This window comes from Mesorhizobium sp. WSM4871 (assembly GCF_055811295.1).
This window is the reverse complement of the sequence record NZ_JBVVPU010000013.1, coordinates 40,802-59,452: the sequence shown is the minus strand read 5'-3', so window position 1 is coordinate 59,452 and position 18,651 is coordinate 40,802. Positions and strand designations below refer to the sequence as shown.

The 18,651-nt window shown below is 62.7% G+C and carries 20 protein-coding genes; 7 read left to right on the top strand and 13 right to left on the bottom strand.

Features of this window, described 5'->3' with window-relative positions; translation table 11 throughout:
• Positions 1 to 24 precede the first annotated feature (24 nt).
• The 3 genes from ugpA to AC0L2H_RS24860 are packed head-to-tail and all read left to right on the top strand — an operon-like array spanning position 25 to position 2,841.
• Complete coding sequence (gene ugpA / locus AC0L2H_RS24870; RefSeq protein WP_473592784.1) at positions 25 to 909, top strand: sn-glycerol-3-phosphate ABC transporter permease UgpA; 885 nt, start codon at positions 25 to 27, stop codon at positions 907 to 909.
• A gap of 8 nt (positions 910 to 917) precedes the next feature.
• A complete protein-coding gene (gene ugpE / locus AC0L2H_RS24865) occupies positions 918 to 1,766 on the top strand; it encodes a sn-glycerol-3-phosphate ABC transporter permease UgpE (protein WP_097573673.1) in 849 nt (282 codons plus the stop codon).
• A gap of 7 nt (positions 1,767 to 1,773) precedes the next feature.
• The gene (locus AC0L2H_RS24860) at positions 1,774 to 2,841 is read left to right on the top strand and encodes a sn-glycerol-3-phosphate import ATP-binding protein UgpC (RefSeq protein ID WP_473592734.1); all 1,068 of its coding nucleotides are present in this window, start codon (positions 1,774 to 1,776) and stop codon (positions 2,839 to 2,841) included.
• A gap of 48 nt (positions 2,842 to 2,889) precedes the next feature.
• Here AC0L2H_RS24860 and AC0L2H_RS24855 read toward each other — a convergent pair whose 3' ends face one another.
• From AC0L2H_RS24855 to AC0L2H_RS24835, 5 genes are all read right to left on the bottom strand, one after another.
• A complete protein-coding gene (locus AC0L2H_RS24855; protein WP_473592732.1) occupies positions 2,890 to 3,972 on the bottom strand; it encodes an ABC transporter ATP-binding protein in 1,083 nt (360 codons plus the stop codon).
• Positions 3,969 to 5,543, bottom strand: a complete 1,575-nt coding sequence (locus tag AC0L2H_RS24850; RefSeq protein WP_473592783.1) for an ABC transporter permease — start codon at positions 5,541 to 5,543, stop codon at positions 3,969 to 3,971. The genes AC0L2H_RS24855 and AC0L2H_RS24850 overlap by 4 nt, the downstream gene beginning before the upstream one ends.
• A gap of 187 nt (positions 5,544 to 5,730) precedes the next feature.
• Positions 5,731 to 6,735, bottom strand: a complete 1,005-nt coding sequence (locus AC0L2H_RS24845) for an iron ABC transporter substrate-binding protein (RefSeq protein WP_473592731.1) — start codon at positions 6,733 to 6,735, stop codon at positions 5,731 to 5,733.
• Between the two features lie 182 nt (positions 6,736 to 6,917).
• Positions 6,918 to 8,135 (bottom strand): cytochrome P450, encoded by a 1,218-nt coding sequence (locus AC0L2H_RS24840; RefSeq protein WP_473592730.1) that lies wholly within the window; start codon positions 8,133 to 8,135, stop codon positions 6,918 to 6,920.
• Positions 8,132 to 8,788, bottom strand: a complete 657-nt coding sequence (locus tag AC0L2H_RS24835) for an N-acetyltransferase (RefSeq protein WP_473592728.1) — start codon at positions 8,786 to 8,788, stop codon at positions 8,132 to 8,134. The genes AC0L2H_RS24840 and AC0L2H_RS24835 overlap by 4 nt, the downstream gene beginning before the upstream one ends.
• An 89-nt stretch (positions 8,789 to 8,877) precedes the next feature.
• On the opposite strand from AC0L2H_RS24835, the gene AC0L2H_RS24830 reads away from it, so the two are divergent.
• The 3 genes from AC0L2H_RS24830 to AC0L2H_RS24820 all read left to right on the top strand — a co-directional run bounded on the left by AC0L2H_RS24830 (position 8,878) and on the right by AC0L2H_RS24820 (position 11,201).
• Complete coding sequence (locus AC0L2H_RS24830) at positions 8,878 to 9,897, top strand: hypothetical protein (protein WP_473592726.1); 1,020 nt, start codon at positions 8,878 to 8,880, stop codon at positions 9,895 to 9,897.
• Positions 9,898 to 10,024: 127 nt separating this feature from the next.
• Positions 10,025 to 10,561, top strand: a complete 537-nt coding sequence (locus AC0L2H_RS24825; protein WP_473592725.1) for a sigma-70 family RNA polymerase sigma factor — start codon at positions 10,025 to 10,027, stop codon at positions 10,559 to 10,561.
• Between the two features lies 1 nt (position 10,562).
• On the top strand, positions 10,563 to 11,201 hold the full coding sequence (locus tag AC0L2H_RS24820; RefSeq protein WP_473592723.1) for an NrsF family protein: 639 nt from the start codon (positions 10,563 to 10,565) through the stop codon (positions 11,199 to 11,201).
• A gap of 134 nt (positions 11,202 to 11,335) precedes the next feature.
• Here the strand turns inward: AC0L2H_RS24820 and AC0L2H_RS24815 are convergent, their stop codons facing one another.
• From AC0L2H_RS24815 to AC0L2H_RS24785, 7 genes are all read right to left on the bottom strand, one after another.
• The gene (locus AC0L2H_RS24815) at positions 11,336 to 12,214 is read right to left on the bottom strand and encodes a 3-hydroxybutyryl-CoA dehydrogenase (protein WP_473592722.1); all 879 of its coding nucleotides are present in this window, start codon (positions 12,212 to 12,214) and stop codon (positions 11,336 to 11,338) included.
• Between the two features lie 118 nt (positions 12,215 to 12,332).
• Positions 12,333 to 13,262, bottom strand: a complete 930-nt coding sequence (locus AC0L2H_RS24810) for an electron transfer flavoprotein subunit alpha/FixB family protein (RefSeq protein WP_473592720.1) — start codon at positions 13,260 to 13,262, stop codon at positions 12,333 to 12,335.
• Between the two features lie 20 nt (positions 13,263 to 13,282).
• Positions 13,283 to 14,032, bottom strand: coding sequence for an electron transfer flavoprotein subunit beta/FixA family protein (locus AC0L2H_RS24805; protein WP_013892836.1), 750 nt, complete (start codon positions 14,030 to 14,032; stop codon positions 13,283 to 13,285).
• Between the two features lie 272 nt (positions 14,033 to 14,304).
• Positions 14,305 to 15,090, bottom strand: coding sequence for a rhomboid family intramembrane serine protease (locus AC0L2H_RS24800; RefSeq protein ID WP_473592718.1), 786 nt, complete (start codon positions 15,088 to 15,090; stop codon positions 14,305 to 14,307).
• A 26-nt stretch (positions 15,091 to 15,116) separates the two neighbouring features.
• Positions 15,117 to 15,698: a cob(I)yrinic acid a,c-diamide adenosyltransferase gene (locus tag AC0L2H_RS24795; protein WP_473592717.1), complete on the bottom strand. Its 582-nt coding sequence runs from the start codon at positions 15,696 to 15,698 to the stop codon at positions 15,117 to 15,119.
• A 28-nt stretch (positions 15,699 to 15,726) separates the two neighbouring features.
• Positions 15,727 to 15,918: a twin transmembrane helix small protein gene (locus AC0L2H_RS24790; RefSeq protein WP_097573703.1), complete on the bottom strand. Its 192-nt coding sequence runs from the start codon at positions 15,916 to 15,918 to the stop codon at positions 15,727 to 15,729.
• A 23-nt stretch (positions 15,919 to 15,941) separates the two neighbouring features.
• On the bottom strand, positions 15,942 to 16,808 hold the full coding sequence (locus AC0L2H_RS24785; RefSeq protein ID WP_473592715.1) for an SDR family oxidoreductase: 867 nt from the start codon (positions 16,806 to 16,808) through the stop codon (positions 15,942 to 15,944).
• Between the two features lie 56 nt (positions 16,809 to 16,864).
• Here AC0L2H_RS24785 and AC0L2H_RS24780 point away from each other — a divergent pair, with 56 nt between their 5' ends.
• Positions 16,865 to 17,716, top strand: coding sequence for a YihY/virulence factor BrkB family protein (locus AC0L2H_RS24780; protein ID WP_473592714.1), 852 nt, complete (start codon positions 16,865 to 16,867; stop codon positions 17,714 to 17,716).
• Here the strand turns inward: AC0L2H_RS24780 and AC0L2H_RS24775 are convergent.
• Positions 17,686 to 18,585, bottom strand: a complete 900-nt coding sequence (locus tag AC0L2H_RS24775) for a DMT family transporter (protein WP_473592713.1) — start codon at positions 18,583 to 18,585, stop codon at positions 17,686 to 17,688. The genes AC0L2H_RS24780 and AC0L2H_RS24775 overlap by 31 nt on opposite strands.
• Positions 18,586 to 18,651 lie beyond the last annotated feature (66 nt).

The following is an 18,651-nucleotide window of genomic DNA, read 5'->3' as shown; positions in this document are numbered from 1 at the left end:
TCTGAATAGCGAGGGAAATCAGCCCTGTCTCCACGCGTCGTCTTTCCCAACAAGATCCTGCCCTACTTGCTGGTGGCGCCACAACTCGCCATAACACTGGTTTTCTTCTACTGGCCGGCCGGTCAGGCGGTTTACCAGTCGATGCTCAGGCAAGATCCGTTCGGGCTAAGGACCAAGTTCGTCTGGTTCGCCAATTTCCGGAAGGTGCTGGCCGACCCGGCATATCTCAACTCGATCAAGGTCACGGTGGTTTTTTCGCTTGCGACCGCGATCGTCGCCATGGGCGTGGCGCTGCTGCTTGCCGTGATGGCGGAGAAAGTGGTGCGCGGCAAAGGTCTCTATCGGACGCTGATGATCTGGCCTTACGCGGTAGCCGCGGCTATTGCCGGCATGCTTTGGCTGTTCCTGTTCAATCCGTCGATCGGCTCGCTGGCCTATTTGCTGAGAAATCTCGGTATTGCCTGGGACCCCCTGCTCAACGGCACCCACGCCATGATCCTGCTGGTGTCGGCCGCGGCCTGGAAGCAGATCAGCTACAATTTCCTGTTCTTCGTCGCCGGCCTGCAGGCGGTGCCGAAAACGCTGATCGAGGCGGCGGCCATGGACGGCGCCCGCGACACCAAGCGCTTCTGGACGATCGTCTTCCCCCTGCTTGCGCCGACGACCTTTTTCCTGCTGGTCGTCAACACCGTCTATGCCCTGTTCGACACGTTCGGCATCGTCCATGCTGTCACCGGCGGCGGGCCGGGCAAGGCGACCGAGACGCTGGTCTACAAGGTCTACAACGATGGTTTCGTCAATCTGATCCTCGGCGATTCAGCAGCGCAGTCGGTCATCCTGATGGCCATCGTCATTGCGCTTACCGCCATCCAGTTCCGCTACGTGGAACGCAAAGTGCATTACGGCTGAGGGCAGCGATGATCGGCCAGTCCCCGCTCCGCACCTTCATCGCCCATGCCGTGCTCATCCTTGGCATATTGATCGTGGCTTTTCCGATCTACTACACGTTCGTGGCATCGACACACACGCTGCAAACGATCCTCAGGCCGCCGCTGCCGCTCTTGCCCGGCGACCAGCTCTGGAACAACTACAGCGAGGCGCTGTTCGGCGGCATTGGTCGCATCGGCGGTGTCAGCGTCGGCAGGCTGCTCCTCAACACCACGATCATGGCGCTCGGCGTGGCGGTGGGAAAAATCTTCATCTCGATCCTGTCGGCATACGCGATCGTGTTCTTCCGCTTTCCCCTGCGCATGACCTTCTTCTGGCTGATCTTCATCACCTTGATGCTGCCCGTGGAGGTGCGCATCCTGCCGACTTACAAGGTGATGGTCGATCTCGGCATGATCGACACCTATGCGGGCCTGATCATCCCGTTGATCGCCTCGGCCACCGCAACGCTGCTGTTCCGCCAGTTCTTCATGACCATTCCGGGTGAACTGGTCGAAGCGGCGCGGATTGACGGCGCCGGGCCCTGGCGGTTCTTCTTCGATATTCTCCTGCCGCTGTCGCGCACCAACATCGCGGCGCTGTTCGTCATCCTCTTCATCTATGGCTGGACGCAGTATCTGTGGCCGTTGCTCGTCACCAACAGCAACGACATGAACACCATCGTCATCGCCCTGAGAAAGATGGTGTCCTTCGCCGATGCCGACACCCAATGGCATCTGGTCATGGTCACGGCGATGCTGGCCATCGTGCCGCCGATCCTGGTGGTGGTGCTGATGCAGCGCTGGTTCGTGCGCGGCCTGGTCGATTCCGAAAAGTGAGAGGCTGATGGCTACCGTCGATCTGAAGGATGTGAAGAAGGTCTATCCCGGCGGGGTCGAAGCGGTGAAGGGCGTCTCCATCGCCATTCCCGATAAAGAGCTCTGCGTGCTGGTCGGTCCATCCGGCTGCGGCAAGTCCACCCTTCTCAGAATGATCGCCGGGCTGGAGACCATTTCCGCCGGCACGGTCGCCATCGACGGCAAGGTGGTCAACACAATCGGTCCGACCGAGCGCGACATCGCCATGGTGTTCCAGAACTACGCCCTCTACCCGCATATGAAGGTCTACGACAACATGGCCTATGGGCTGCGTAACCGTGGCACGCCGAAGGCCGAGATCGACAGCAGGGTGCGCTCGACGGCCAAGGTGCTGGAGCTTTCGGCGCTGCTCGACCGCCGCCCGCGCGAGCTGTCTGGCGGTCAGCGCCAGCGTGTCGCCATGGGCCGCGCGATTGTGCGCAATCCGAAGGTCTTCCTGTTCGACGAACCACTTTCCAACCTTGACGCCAAATTGCGCGGCCAGATGCGGGTCGAGATAAAGAATCTGCAGCGCACGCTCGGCGTTACTTCTGTTTACGTGACGCATGACCAACTCGAGGCGATGACGTTGGCCGATATCCTCGTCGTGATGAATGGCGGACTGGTCGAGCAGATGGGCGCTCCGCTCGATATCTACGAGAAACCGGCCTCGACCTTCGTCGCCTCCTTCATAGGCGCGCCGCCGATGAATCTTCTGGCGCTGGCTGGAGGTTCCTCGGGGCCAATATTGGCCGACGGTACGGCGATCGGCTTGGCACCTCCCGCAACAAACGCCGCGACACTCGGTTTTCGCCCGGAAGATGCCGATGTCACCTTTAATGCGGAGGCGCCGCCCAGAGCGCTCGTTTTGCCGGCGACAGTCGAGGCGGTCGAACCAGTGGGCGCCGAAAGCTTTCTTCACTGCTCGGCAGGCGGCAGCCGTATCGTCGTGCGCGTCTCAGGTCGCGCCACCGCCAAACCCGGCGACCAGTTGCGCGTCGTGGCCAAGTCCGAAAAGCTGCACTGGTTCGATCGGGCTGGTAAACGGGTCGATTGAAGCCAGCCTATCGTCCTGACCAGCGAGCTGCGAGAGACGCAAGAGCGTTCAGGCGAATACATGCGCCTTGCCGGACACGGTCAGCCGCACGATCTCGCCGACGACAGGCGTGTCCATGCCTGGCTTGCGCAGGATCAACGGCGTGTTGCCGATCGCGGCGGCGTCGGGCGGATCGGGACTGTTCAGCAGCCGCACAGCGATAGTGCACATGGAGCCGGCGAATTCGGATTCCGTCACCTCGCCGAACAGCATCTCCGGCGTGCCCGACATGCCTTCGCGCGACGTTCGTTTCAACAGCACCTGTTCCGGCCGCAGCATGATGCGGGCGACGTCGCGCCGTTCCCTGGTGTCGACGGCGATGCGGCCGAGCGGCGAGCTGGCGAAGCCATCGGCGATCTTCGCCGGCAAGATGATGGCGTCGCCAAGGAATTCGGCAATCATGCGGTCTTTCGGCTGGAGATAGAGCTCGCGTGGTGTGCCGACCTGCGAGAACAGGCCGTCGCGCATCACAGCGACCTGGCTGGCGAAGGACAGCGCTTCGGCCTGGTCGTGGGTGACCAGGATGGTGGTGATGCCGGCCGCCTCCAGAAGCTCGGCGACCGCCTTGCGCATCGAGGCGCGCAGGCCGGTGTCAAGCGCCGAGAACGGCTCGTCGAGCAGCATCAGCCGTGGCTTCATCGCCATGGCGCGGGCCAGCGCCACGCGCTGCTGCTGACCGCCGGAGAGCTCGTGCGGCCGTCGCTTCAGGATCGCCTTGTCCAGGCCGACGATATAGGCGAGTTCGACGATGCGTTCGCTGCGCTTGTCCTCGCCGCGCGCCATGCCGAAGCCGATATTGTCGGCGATGCTCAGATGCGGAAACAGGGCGCCGTCCTGCGCCACCACGCCGATGCCGCGGCGATATGCCGGCACGGCAGCGCCGCCATTGGCCAGCACCTCGCCGTCGAGCACGATGCGGCCTTGGTCTGGCGCCTCGAAACCGGCGATCAGACGGAGCAAGGTCGTCTTGCCGCAGCCGGACGGCCCGACGATCGCCGTGCGGCTGCCGCTGGCCACGCTGAGGTCGACGCCGGCCAGTGCCGCTACCGAACCGTAGCGCTTGTGCACGTCGGTGAGTTCGAGAAAGCTCATCGTCCGGCCATTCGCTTCGACTGGACATAGAGCAGCCAGGTCAGCGGCAGCGACATCGCCACCATGATGAAGGCATAGGGTGCGGCCGCCGCATAGTCGATCTCGCCGCTGTAGGACCAGAACGCCATCGCCAGCGTGCGGGTGCCGTTCGGCGCCAGCATCTGCGTGGCGGTCAGTTCGTTCATGATGCCGAGCGCCACCAGCGCCATGCCCGCCGCCGCGCCCGGCGCCGACAGGCGGATCGTCGTCGACCACAGCGCCTTGAGCGGCGGCCGGCCGAGGCTGGAGGCGGCGCGTTCGAGCTCGACCGGCGCCTGCGCGATCGACGCCCTGAGGCTGATCAGGGCGCGCGGCAGGAACATCAGCGCATAGGCGACAAGGATGGTGAACAAGGTCTGGTAGAGCGGCAGGGCGATGCGCACGGTGATGGTGACCAGCGCCAGCGCCACGACCACGCCGGGTAGCGAACCGACGATGTAGTTGCAGCCCTCCAATAGACGCTGCAGCGGTCCCGGCGCGCGGATCGAGATCCAGGCCATCGGCATGGCGGCGAGGGTGGCAAGCAAGGCGCCGGCGAGCGCCAGGAACAGGGTCTGGCCGAGCGCCAGGCCGATCTCGTCGAGGCGCCAGACATCGGCGCCGCCGGCGATCAGCCAGCGACCGATGGTGATAAACGGCACGCCAAGCGCCAGCAGCGCGGTGACGGCAGGCAGAGCCAGGCAAGGGAGCGTGGCACGGCCGAGCCCGGTGCGCTGCTGCTGGCGTGCGGCGCCGGAGCCGACGCGGGCGTAGCGCTCCTCGCCGCGCACCAGCACTTCCAGCCCAAGCAGGACGAAGCAGCAGGTCACCAGCACGGCGGCCAGCATGTTGGCGGCGGGACCGTTGAAGGTCGACTGGAACTGGTCGACGATCGCCGTGGTGAAGGTGTCGAAGCGGATGAAGACGTAGAGGCCGTATTCGGCAAGCAGATGCAGGCCGACCAGCAGCGAACCGCCGCAGATGGCAAGCCTGAGCTGCGGCAGCACCACGCGGGCGAACACGCGCCACGGACCGAGACCGAGCGCCGCGGCGGCGTCTTCGAGGGCGGGGTCGAGCCGGCGCAGCGCCGCCGCCACCGGCAGATAGAGGAACGGGAAATAGGCGATGACCGAAACCAGAACGCCGGCCCACAGGCCGTGCAGTCCAGGCACCAGGGTGATCCAGGCATAGGAGTGGACGAAGGCTGGAATGGCCAGCGGCGCCACCGATAGCCAGGCCCAGAGGCGGGCGCCGGGCAGGTCCGAGCGTTCGGTCAGCCAGGCCAGCGCCACCGAAAGCACGATCGAGATCGGAATGGCCAGCACCACCAAAAGCACGGTGTTGACCAGAAGCTCGCCAACACGCGGCCGGAAGACCAGCGTCGATACGGTTTCCCAGCCGGTCTGCACCGCGACCCATAAGATGAAGGCAAGCGGCAGCAGCGCAAACAGCGAGACGAGGATTGCGGCGAGCAAGATCCAGGATGGGGACCGAAGCCGGGCCGACCGGCCGGCAGCCAGGCCTGGGCGGGCAAGATCGGCCGCTGACTGCATCAGGCCGGACGCCATGCCGCCGCCCGCCGGCGGCAACGGTTGAAGGAACCGCGAACGCGGCCGGAAATGCAGTCTGCCGTCATGCTGGTCGTCATGGGGACGAATGCCATCTCGAAAACAGAGCGCTCCCGCGGAAAGCGAATTCCCGCAGGAGCGCAGTCGGTTGCTCTTTTAGGACGAATGCGGGCTAAAGCAAGCCGGCTGCCGTCATCAGATCGGTCACCTTCCTGGAATTCAGCGTCGCCGGATCGACCTTCGGCGCTTGCAGATCGGCCAGCGGCACCAGCTTGGGGTTGGACTCCGCGCCCTTGCCGACAGCGTACTCATAGGAAGTGCCGGTCTTCAGCACCTCCTGGCCGCCCTTGCCGGTCACCCATTTCAGGAACGCCTGGGCTTCCTTCGGGTGCTTGCTGGAGGCCAGCACGCCACCCCCCGAAATCGAGACGAAAGCGCCGGGGTCCTGGCTCTTGAAATAGTGCAGCGCGACGTTCTTGCTGTTCTCGCCGGTCTTGGCCTGATCGCCGAAATAGTAATAGTGGTAGATCACGCCGCCTTCGATCTCGCCGGCATTGACCGCCTTCATCACCGTGCCATTGCCCTTGTAGGCGGTGAAATTCTCTTTCATCGCCTTCAGCCAGTCGGTCGTGGCGGCCTCGCCCTTGAGCTGCAAGAGCGCGCTGACGATCGCCTGGAAGTCGGCGCCGGAGGGGGATGCGGCCCAACGGCCCTTCCAGCTCGGATCGGCAAGATCGAGCAGCGACTTGGGCAACTGGTCGGCGCTGAGCTTGGTCTTGTTGTAGGCAAAGACGGTGCTGCGCGCGGCAACGCCGACCCATTTGCCGGTGGTCGGCTGGTATTCCTTGGGAACCTGCGCCAGCGTGTCGGCATCGACGGGCGCGAACAGGCCCGATGCCTCGACCAGAGCCATGGCCGGGGAATTTTCGGTCAGGAACACATCGGCCGGCGAGGCGGCGCCTTCGGCAACGATCTGGTTGGAGAAATCGCTGTCGCCGCCATTGCGTAGCGTGACCTTGATGCCGGTTTCCTTGGTGAAGCCCTCGGCCCATTCCTTGGCCAGGCTTTCATGCTGGGCGTTGTAGACGACGATGCCGTCTTCCTCGGCCACTGCCGCGCCTATGATCAGGCCGATTGCCAGCGCGGCGCCGGCAAGGGTGGAAAGGGCAGATTTCATGGGCGTCGTCCTCGCTCTCGATGGTCTCTGAATTGGCACAGCTGCACCTAGCAATACCTGAATACAATAGTCAACATTGAGAGGCTGCTTCAATCGGTCGCCGGCTGCAAAGGCCCCGCCTTCGAAGGACAACTCTGTGTGAAAGGAATGAGCGGCTAAAGGTGCGCTGGCAGCTGGGGCGCTTATGCGGTGTTAGGCAAAATCACAGGAGCCGTTTGCAGGCCGTAGAGCAGCACCGATTGCCGCCTTCCAACCCTTGGAAGATCAAGGCGCCAGCCCTCGGCATGGGTGAACAAGGCTTCCAGCAGGGCGGCAAGTTCCAGCCGGGCGAGATGCTGACCGAGGCAGACATGCAGGCCGGTGCCGAAAGTAAGAGTGGAAGGAACGCTGGACTGCAAATCCAATCGGTCGCCGGCAACGAAAACCGAAGCGTCGCGATTGGCGCTGGCAAGCACCGGGACGATAGCCTGTCCGGCCTGAATGACGATGCCCCCAAACTCCAGGTCCTCCGCGGCGATGCGCGCGCCGGCGTAGTGAACCGGGGCGCAATAGCGCAGCAGTTCTTCCGCGGCGGACAACCAGCTGACGCGTCCGTCGTCAAGCAGTCTTCGCTGTTCGGGGAAACGCTCCAGCGCCATCAGCGCATTGCCGAACGTATCGACGACCGTCGCCTGCCCCGCAAAAAGGAGAAACACGACGTTGGCAACGGCGTCTTCACGCCGCCAGCGACCGGCGTCGACTTCCGCCAGCATCTGCGCCGTCATGCCATTCGGCACCACTGACCCATTGTCTATCGCCGAGGACACCCAATCCTGCAGCCGCCGGCAGGCATCATTGGCCTGCGGATCGATGCCACCAAGCCTCATTTCCAATGCGGTGGCCATGCGTTGCGCATCGCCACCGATCAACCATGGGTCCTCGATGTTCAGCCCGAGGATCTGTTCCAGCCCGGAGAACGACAGCGGGACAGCCAGATCGCCAATCGCGTCGAATTCCGGCTTGCTTGCGGATCTCCGCGTCAACTCCGATGCAGTTGCCAGGAGCCTATCGAACAGGCCGGCAATAGAGGACGACGCCAGCAACCCGCCGAGCGGACGGCGCAGCCGCATATGTTCCGGCGGGTCGGAAAGCAGCATGGATTTGGTCAAGAGATCGAGCGCGAAATCAAGGGTGATCTTTTGCCGAACCGATTCATAAGCACCGGGAGGCGCCTGCAAAAGCGACGGATGTTTCAGTGCCTTCGAAACCAGTGCATGGCTGAAGACATAGTAGGCTTGGCCAGCCTCGGGATAGGGCGGTTTGCCCCGGGCGGCTGCGCCATTCGCCCGGCGGCGAGCGAACTCCGGGAACGGATCGTCGCCAAGAACGAAAGGATCGAAAAGCTCAACGTCGCCGATCATCGGGTGACATCCACCGCGAAGATGACCCGGTAGCCTCCAGAGCTTGCATCCTCCGGCAGGAAATCGGGGGCCAGATGCAGAAATTTGCAATTTAGGGTTCTGTGGTAGAACCGCAGCAATGGGTCCCTGACTATGGAATCTACCGAAGGCATCACACCGGTCCGGTGCCATTCACCGATGGTTTCGCGGAACCCTGGATCCATAACGACCTTGTCTGGACTATCTTCCTGCGCGCCCGCATAGGATGGGCATCGCCCATCGCCCACGGCCCAGCGGGCTCCTACCCGGCGACCATGCTCAAGCATCTCCGAAAGCAGCCGACGCACCAGATCGGTCCCGCGAAACTCCGGTCGCAGGCCGAGATTGTAAACGTATAGCGAAAGCGGTGGCTGGCTTCTTTCCATCGAAGAGTAGTCTGCAAAGGTCTTGGGAAAAGTTGCCGTATCGTGAGGGTCCTGGTTCGTTTCGACGAAACAAATAGCGCCGGCGACGAGAGAGCCTGCAGAGCCGGCGATCATCGTGTGCCCAAGCGACAGGCGGCGACGAATGACGTCCGGGCCGGCCCCGAGCGGGCCCCAGGCTGCGGTTTCCAGCTCAGCCATCAGCGGTACCGCATCTTCGGAAACCAGTTGAAGCTGGATCTTCTTCGTCATCGCAAGTCTCCGCCCTACAGTCCGGTATGGAACAAGCCGCCTTTATTTGCTAGTCGTGCTCTTTCGCACGGGGTGGGCAGCTAATCCTTATGATTTTTTATGTCTGCCATAGCCGGCACGCCTATACCCAGGCAACTATGCTTCTCTATTTTCGCACAGATCTCCAAGCAGTTTTTCGGCTGGTTCCCTACGAAAACAAGGCTCTTTTAAGCGCCCTTTCCAAGGGGACGGTGATCTGGAGCGATATGGATCGGCTGACTGTCGCCGAAATTGAAACGGCGTCCGCTCTCAGCCACAAGATGCGGCTGGAGCAGCCGGACGTCGCTCAACTCAATCATCCCCGTGAAAGCCTCCAACGTTTCGACCTGCTGCGCGAATTGTTCGCGAACGGTATCAATGATTTCCGAGTTTATCGGCCGGAGGCATTGCCGGACGACACGCGCTTTCCCGTCTTCCTCCGCGATGAGACGGGTGCGGCCTACGAAAGGCCGCGACTGCTGCAGAACTATAGAGAACTGGACAACGCCCTTGCAGGCTTGCCTGGCATGGGATTTGTCCGGCCGATGATCGTCGAGTTCGGCTCGAAGCCTGGATTCGATGGCTACTATCGAAAATACTCCGCCTACCGGATCGGCGGCCGCATCTATGCCCAACATTGTTTTGCCAAGCAGAACTGGTTCATCAAGGATCCGGGACGAGGTGTTCCGGAGCAGCATGTCGAGGAGCATCGCGCTTATGTCCGCGACAATCCGCACAGATTGAGCCTGATGCCGATTTTCGACAAAGCATCGATCACATATGGCCGAATTGACTACACGGTCGTGGATGGCCGTATCCAGGTCTTCGAGATCAATACAAATCCGACTGTGCTGAGCTATCCGCCGACACCTTTCGATTCATATGATTCAACGCCTTATGCCAGCATGCACGCCGATGCCCTTTTGGCCCTGCGGTATGCATATGACCTTTCGTGCCCTGCCGGGATCAATGAGAAGCATTCCGAGATTTTAGCGGGTCTGCGGCGAGAGTATGGGAAGAGACGTAGGAAGCTCATCGTTAAGAAGGGCCTGAGATTTGTCAGGAATGCCGTGCTTGGTGAGAAAGTCTGATCCGTTGACTGTCGAACACTGAGCAGGCTGCAAACTTTCGTGACGCTCCCTACTTTGGCTTGGACATTATTTCGCCGGCCACGTAACAAATCAGCGCCGAGGCGCGAACATCGGGGAGTGAACTCTTGTGACCGGCAAGGACGAAGCCGAACTCTCCCGGCTATTGCGAGCTGCGATAGGAGGAGATGAAAGGGCCTATGCCGACTTTCTGCACCGGACGGCCGCTCTCGTTCGCGGCTTTGTCAGGCGCAAGATCGTAAAGGGCGGGGTCGACCCCGAGGATGTCGTGCAGGAAACCTTGCTGGCCATTCATGTGAAACGGCACACCTGGCGTCAGGATGCGCCTGTCTTGCCATGGATCTATGCAATCGCGCGTTTCAAGCTGATCGACGCTTTCCGGCGGCGCGGGCGGCGCATCGAGATCGAAATCGACGAGATCGCAGAGACATTCGCCGAACCGGAGGCCGAGACGGTCAGCGAGCGCGACATCAACCGGGCCCTGGACGGCCTGCCGCCGGCGCAGCGTTCAGTGGTTTCGTCGGTGTCGGTCGAAGGCCGCTCCATCGGCGAGACGGCAGCGAAGTTCGGTATCAGCGAGACGGCCGTGCGGGTGTCGCTGCACCGCGGGCTTGCCGCAATAGCCAAGCGGTTCGGAGCCGGGTGACATGAGGACCGAGGATCTCATCAAGGCATTGGACGCTGACGCCGGCAGCAAGGCGATGCCGCTGCGCTCGGCCTGGTGGCTGGCCACGGCTGCCGCAGCGGCGATCGCCGCGGCGGTTTTCTGGCTCTCCATCGGTCCACGTCTCGACATCATGATAGCCATGCACACGATGCGCTTCCTTTCGAAATTCGTCTTTACCATCGTGCTTGCCGTCACCGCTTTTGGCCTGATCCGGGCGCTGTCGACGCCCGGCGCGTCGACCGGCAAGGCGGCGGCATGGATGATCGCTGCGCCGCTGCTTGTGCTGGTTGCGGTGGTTCTGGAGCTTTTCGCCGTGCCCGAGGCCGATTGGGGCACGCGGCTGGTCGGCACCAACATGATGGTCTGCATGACGTTCATCCCGCTGATCGGCATCGGCCCGCTCGCCATCTTTCTATGGATGCTGCGTTACGGCGCGCCGACGCGGCCGGTGCTTGCCGGCGCGGTCGCGGGCCTGCTCGCCGGCGGGCTGGCCGCGACTTTCTACGCGGCGCATTGCTTCGACGATTCGCCGCTTTTCGTCGCCACCTGGTACTCGATCGCGATCACCGCCCTTGCCGCGCTCGGCGCGCTCGGCGGACGGCTTTTCGTGCGCTGGTAGCGACAGTCGCGCAATCGGAACAAGAAAACGCGCGGTAAGTGCTTCGACGAGAAATCGAATTCGACTTCTGGAAAGCACGACGCTTGGATACTCGTATACACAGAAGCGCGTGCTTGTGCGCCCAAATGGACGCTCTAGCGGGTCGGAACGGGGTGCTCGCCGCGATAGTCGTAGAAGCCGCGCCCGGTCTTGCGGCCGAGCCAGCCGGCCTCGACATATTTCACCAGCAGCGGGCAGGGGCGGTATTTCGAATCCGACAAGCCGTCATGCAGCACCTGCATGATCGACAGGCAGGTGTCCAGCCCGATGAAATCGGCAAGCTGCAGCGGCCCCATCGGATGGTTGGCGCCGAGTTTCATGGCGGTGTCGATGGCGTCGACCGAGCCGACACCTTCATAAAGCGTGTAGATCGCCTCGTTGATCATCGGCAGTAGGATGCGGTTGACGATGAAGGCCGGAAAATCCTCGGAGACGGTGATGGTCTTGTCGAGCTGCTTCACATAGGCCTTGGCCGCCTCGAAGGTCTGGTCCTCGGTGGCGATGCCGCGCACCAGCTCGACCAGCTTCATCACCGGAACCGGATTCATGAAATGGATGCCGATGAAACGCTCAGGCCTGTCGGTCTGCGCGGCGAGACGCGTGATGGAGATCGACGAGGTGTTCGTCGCCAGGATGGCTTCGGGATTGAGCTGCGGACAGAGCTGGGCATAGATCTTGCGCTTGACCGTCTCGTCCTCGGTCGCTGCTTCGATCACCAGATCGGCGCCGGCAAGGTCGGCCATGGTGGGCGCTGCCGAAATGCGCGCCATGGCGTCGTTGCGCAGCTTCTCTTCCAGTTTGCCGGAACCGACCTGGCGGGCCATGTTGCCGCTGACGGTGGCGATGCCTTTTTCGATGCGGTCGGGCGAAATATCGTAGATCAGCACCTTGTAGCCAGAAAGCGCGGACACATGCGCTATGCCGCCGCCCATCTGGCCCGCCCCGATGACGCCGATCGTCTCGATCTTGCTCATTACACCGATCCCGTCGAAAAGGCCTTTGCGGCCTGCTTTTTGTGCGGTGCAAACTAAAAGGGTGGGGCAGCTTCGTCTACCCCACCCTTCACAATTTAATACGCTTTGGCAGAATGCGTCAAAGCGCCTTTTGCAGTTCCGGCAGGATGACGAAGAGATCGCCGACGAGGCCGTAGTCGGCAACCTGGAAGATCGGAGCTTCCTCGTCCTTGTTGATGGCGACGATGACCTTGGAATCCTTCATGCCGGCAAGGTGCTGGATGGCGCCGGAGATGCCGACGGCGATGTAGAGATCGGGAGCGACGACCTTGCCTGTCTGGCCGACCTGCCAGTCGTTGGGCGCATAGCCGGCGTCAACCGCCGCGCGGGAAGCGCCGACGGCGGCGCCGAGCTTGTCGGCCACCGGCAGGATGACCTCCTGGAATTTTTCCGAGGAACCCAGCGCGCGGCCGCCCGAGATGATGATCTTGGCCGAGGTCAGTTCCGGACGGTCGGTCTCCGACAGCTTGTTCTCGACAAAGGAAGACAGGCCGGGATTGCTTGCCGCCTTGACGGTCTCGACCGCGGCCGAGCCGCCTTCGGGCGCTGCCTGGAAGGAGGCGGTACGCACGGTGATCACCTTCTTGGCGTCGCTCGTCTGCACCGTCTGGATGGCGTTGCCGGCATAGATCGGCCGCTTGAAGGTGTCGGGCGAGACCACTTCGATGATCTCGGACACTTGCGCGACGTCGAGCAGTGCGGCCACGCGCGGCGCGACATTCTTGCCCGACGAGGTCGCCGGCGCGATGATGGTGTCATAGGAACCAGCGAGAGAAACAACCAGCGCCGCCATCGGCTCGGCGAGGCGCTCGCTCAACTCGTCAGCCTCGGCGAGCAGCACCTTGCTGACGCCCTTGAGCTTGGCGGCGGCATCGGCGGCACCCTTGGCGCCCTTGCCGGCCACCAGCACATGCACGTCCGAACCGATCTGAAGCGCCGCCGACAGCGCCTTGGCCGTCTGGTCGGAAAGCGTCGCATTGTCGTGCTCGGCGATGAGGAGAATTGTCATTTTATCTGTTCCTTCCGATCTCAGAGCACGCCGGCTTCGTTCTTCAGCTTGTCGACCAGTTCGGCGACGCTCTTGACCTTGACGCCGGCCTTGCGGCCACTCGGCTCCTCGGTCTTGATCACCTTCAGGCGCGGCTTGACGTCGGCGCCGTAATCGGCGGGCGATTTCTCGTCGAGCGGCTTTTTCTTGGCCTTCATGATGTTGGGCAGCGAGGCATAGCGCGGCTGGTTGAGGCGCAGGTCGGCGGTGACGATCGCGGGCATCTTCAATTCCACCGTCTGCAGTCCGCCATCGACCTCGCGCGTAACCTTGGCCTTGTCGCCATCGAGCACGACCTTGGAGGCGAATGTCCCTTGAGCCCAGCCGAGCAGTGCGGCCAGCATCTGGCCGGTCTGGTTCGAGTCATCGTCGATCGCCTGCTTGCCAAGAATGACGAGGCCGGGCTGTTCCGCTTCGACGACGCCCTTCAGCACCTTGGCGACGCCGAGCGGCTCGGTCTGCTCGTCGGTCTTGACCAGGATGGCGCGGTCGGCGCCCATGGCGAGTGCGGTGCGTAGTGTCTCCTGCGCCTGCTGCGGTCCGATCGAGACGACGATGATCTCTTCGGCCTTGCCGGCTTCCTTCAGCCGGATCGCTTCCTCGACCGCGATCTCGTCGAACGGGTTCATCGCCATCTTGACGTTGGCGAGCTCCACCGCCGAACCGTCAGCCTTGACGCGAACCTTCACATTCGCATCCACAACCCGCTTCACGGGCACAAGGATCTTCATTTGCCTGTCACCTCTCTAGAGATAATTGCGCGCTATAACAGCCTGCGCCTGCGCAGAGTTGTCGAAAGCCGACATTCGGGACGGAATTCTGCTCTCCAAACGCCTGACAATGGCGCTTCCGTAGTTGCGGCAAACCTGCACGTCAATATGCGCTAGAGCAGGATGAGTTGAAGTCGGACCAGTCATCCTGCTCTAGGTCTTTGTTTTTTCGCATGATCTTGTCCGAAAAGCCTGCAACTTTTCGGGATCATGCTCTAGCCACTCAAATCGGTTCAGTCCGGAGCCGACGCACGGCCCCAGCGAACCGCTGGCGGCTCGCTGGCGGCAGGCTCTGGAGCAATGATCGCCGGATCGGTCGCCGCCGCAGGCGCTTCATCCGCCGCGGCAAGCAGCGGCACGCCGCGTCTGCGCAAGATCAGCACCAGCACGGCCCCAGTGATGATGCCGCCGACATGGCAGGCCCAGGAAATCTGGTCCTCGCCACCGGCGGCGAACATCACGATCTGGAAGAGGATCCACAAGATGAGCGGGATGAAGGCCGGGATCCGCAATGGAATACGGGCAAAGGCCAGCACCCAGACTTTCACCCTGGGATAGAGGATCAGGTAGGCGGCGACCACGCCGGCGATGGCGCCCGAGGCGCCGATCAGCGGCACCTGCGAGTCCCACGCGACCAGGCCCTGGAAGAAGGCGCCGCCGACGGCGCAAAGGAGGTAGAAGATGAGGTACCTGACATGGCCGAGCGCGTCCTCGACATTGTCGCCGAACACCCACAGGAACAGCATGTTGCCACCGAGGTGGAAAATATCGGCATGCAGGAAGGAATAGGTCAGGTAGCTCAGGCTCTCGGGGATGACGACAAACTGCGGCGCCAGTTCCACCTTGTCGTGAACGACGGAAGGAATGAAGCCCAGGCCCAGCACCGCGGCATTGGCGAAATTCTCGCCCGCAAGCGCGGTGGCAAGGTAGATGAGCGTGTTGAGCGCGATCAGGCCGATCGTCACGTATTGCAGCTTGATGTGCCGCAGCTTGTTGGTGTCATAGAGCGGGATAAACATCGAGCCCCTCCCGCCTCAGGCGAAATTCAGCGGTTCTTGCCGGGAACCCATAACACGTCGGCATTTCCGTTGTCATTCACCGCCCTCGCGGCGACGAACAGAAAGTCCGAGACACGGTTGATGTACTTGATGGCCTCGCGGTTGACGTGCTCACGCGGATTCTGGGCCAACGCCACCATGCTGCGCTCGGCACGCCGCGCCACCGTGCGGGCGAGATGAAGGGCGGCTGCGGCCGGCGTGCCGCCGTTGAGCACGAAGGATTTGAGCGGCTCAAGATCCTTGTTGAGAAGATCGATGTCCTTTTCGACACGGTCGGTCTGCGCGGCCGTGATGCGCAGCGGCTCATAATCGAGCGGCTTGCCGCTGTCAGGCACCGCCAGATCGGCGCCGAGGTCGAAAAGGTCGTTCTGGATGCGGGAAAGCATCGCATCGATCGACGGATGCGTCGTTGCGGTATGGAGGCGGGCCATGCCGATGCAGGCATTGGCCTCGTCGACGGTACCATAGGCATCGACACGCAGATCGGATTTCAGCCGCCGTTCGCCGGTGCCGAGGCCGGTGGTGCCGTCGTCGCCGGTACGGGTGTAGATCTTGTTGAGCTTGACCACGCTCTGCCTCCCGAACTCGCTGGTCGCCTTATTTGCGGGTGAACCAGACGGCCAGCATGATCAGCACCAATGCCACGAACTGCAACAGAACGCGCGCCTGCATCAGCTTGTTGGAGGTCACGCCGTCGCCGCCGCGCATCATATTGATGAGGCCGCGAACCAGCACGATCACCACGGCGACCATGACGAGAACGGCGAGGACATTGAAGACGGTTGCCATGTGGAGTTCCAGTTCGATTGCGTTCAGGCGCGTTTGGCAAGCAGGCGGTAGAGCATCGATGCCGGCAGGATGCGTTTGAGGATGACGCCGATTCTGGCCGGCACTGTTACCACATAGTGCGGGCGGGGGCGCCGCGACAGAAGCGCATGGCGCAAGGCCACATAAACCACTTCCGGACCGGGCTTCAGGCGCGACGTGCTGCCGCCGGCCCGCAGCCGCTCCAGTTGCGCCTTGTAGGCGAGGCGGTGGACGGAATTCTCATAGTCGATATTCCTGAGGAACCACACGAGCCCATTGCTGGCGATCTTCGATGTCACGGGCCCCGGCTCGATCAGCGAGACATGAATGCCGCTGCCCTGCAACTCCTGATGCATGCACAACATCAATCCTTCGATCGCGTGCTTGGATGCCGCATAGGCGCCCCGGAAGGGAACCGGCGTCAGGCCGAGGATCGAGGAGCAATGAACGAGACGGCCATGTCCCTGACGGCGCATTGCCGGCATGACACGGCGGGTGAGGTCATGCCAGCCGAAGACATTGGCCTCGAATTGCTCCCTGAGCGCTGCAACCGGCAGGTCCTCGACGGCGCCAGGCTGTCCATAGGCGCCATTGTTGAACAGGGCATCGAGCTGTCCGCCGGTGCGCTCCAGCACCGACGCCACCAGGGCCTCGATGGACCCGGCTTCGCGGTAGTCGAGGTAGAAGGCCTCGATGCCGTCGGTCTCGAGGGCGGCGATGTCTTCAGGCTTGCGCGCCGTCGCGAACACCCGCCAGCCGTCCGCCTTCAGCGCCCGGGCGCAATAAGCGCCTATCCCGGAAGAGGCGCCGGTGACGATGATGGTGCGCAACGCTTCCGCTGTGGAGTTCGTGGTTCGACCAAGGGTTGCCATTTGCCGCAATCCCTTCCCATATTCGCGGCGTCGAGACAATCGAGGGGGTGTGGTTCTTGTTGCGGAAGATTGTCGCCCTGCGCCGCGTGCTCTATGACGCGCTTGGCCATTTCAACACCGACGACGGCTGGGCGATGGCCAGCCATCTGGCGATCACGGCGCTTATGGCGCTGTTTCCGTTCCTGATCTTCGCCACGACGCTGGCCAGTTTTTTCGGGGCGCAGGCTTTCGCCGACACGGCCGTGCATATCGTCTTCGACACCTGGCCGGAGCAGATCGCCAAGCCGATCGCGCGCGAGGTGCTCAACGTGCTTACCGTCCGGCGCACCGATCTGTTGACCTATGGCGTCGTGCTCGCCGCTTTCTTCGCCTCCAACGGCATCGAGGCGCTGCGCACCTCACTCAACCGCGCCTACCGCGTCTCCGAAACGCGCGGCATCATCTACCGCCGGGTGCAGAGCATCGCCTTCGTGCTGATCGCCACGGCAGGGTTCCTGGCGATCAGCGTGCTCCTGGTCTTCGCGCCCTTGCTGGCGCGGCTGGCCGAGGCCAATTTCGAATGGATAAAGCCCTATATGGGGACGATCACGCTGTGGCGTTACGTCATCGCTTCCGCCGTCATCGTCGGTGGGCTGTTCGCGGTGCATTTCTGGCTACCGGCGGGCAAGCGCCGCTTCGTCTCGATCGTGCCGGGCATCCTCTTCACACTGGCCGCATGGCTGGTCGGCTCAACCATCTTCGCCACTTATCTCGACCATTTCTCGTCCTATGTGACGACCTATGCCGGCCTTGCCTCGATCATGATCGCTGTCGTCTTTCTCTACATCGTCTCGGCGATCTTCATCCTGGGTGGCGAACTCAACGCCGCGATCAGCCGCTATCTCGAGGCGCGCGCGCGGGTCGGCTGAGCGGTTGGCCTGGCGGTGGCTAGGCCGACGCCGAAGGTCGTGATCGCCATGCCGACGATCTGGACAAGGTTCAGATGCTCGCCGAACAGCGCCCAGGCCATGAGCGCGGTGACGGCCGGCACCAGGTAGAACAGCGAGGCGACTTTCGACATCTCGCCGTCGCGGATCATCAGCATCAAAAGGAAGATGGCGCCGATCGACAGCACCAGCACCAGCCATGCCATGGCAAAGATCAGCTCGCCATTGACGGTGACCGTGCGCGTCTCGAAGGCCAGCGAGGCCAGGACCATCAGCGAGGCGCCGCCGACATATTGCCACATGGTGGCCGCCACGAGATCGCCGCCGGAGGCAAAGCGCTTCTGCCAGATCGTGCCGGCGCTCATGCCAAGCACCGAGACCAGCGAGGCAGCCAATGTTTCAGGCGTTACTCCGCCGCCAATCGCGCCAAGCTTCGGCCACAACACAATGATCACCCCGACCAGGCCGATGCCGAGACCGAGCCAATGGCGCGGCAAGATGGCCTCGCCAAGGAACTTGCCGGCGAGCACGGCGGTGATCAGCGGCTGCAGGCCGACGATCAAGGCCGACAGCCCGGCGGGCATGCCCCTGTGGATCGCCCAGAAAACGCCGCCGAGATAGACGCCATGCATCAGGATGCCGGCGCCGGTGGCGTGCAGTGCCTCCGTACGGCTGGCGCGCTTCGAACCAAGTGCCGCCATCAAGGCTACCAGCAGGATGGCTGCCAGGACGAAGCGCGCGGCGAGAAAGGTGAAGGGTTCCGCCCATGGCATGGCGTAGCGCGCACCGATGAAGCCTGTCGCCCACAGGACGACAAAAGAGGCGGGGATGAACCGCTTGATACTGTGCATTGTCCGGAGGCTGCCGCGTGGTGAGGTTTGACCGTGGCGATGCTGTAATGCGGTTCGACCCAACGC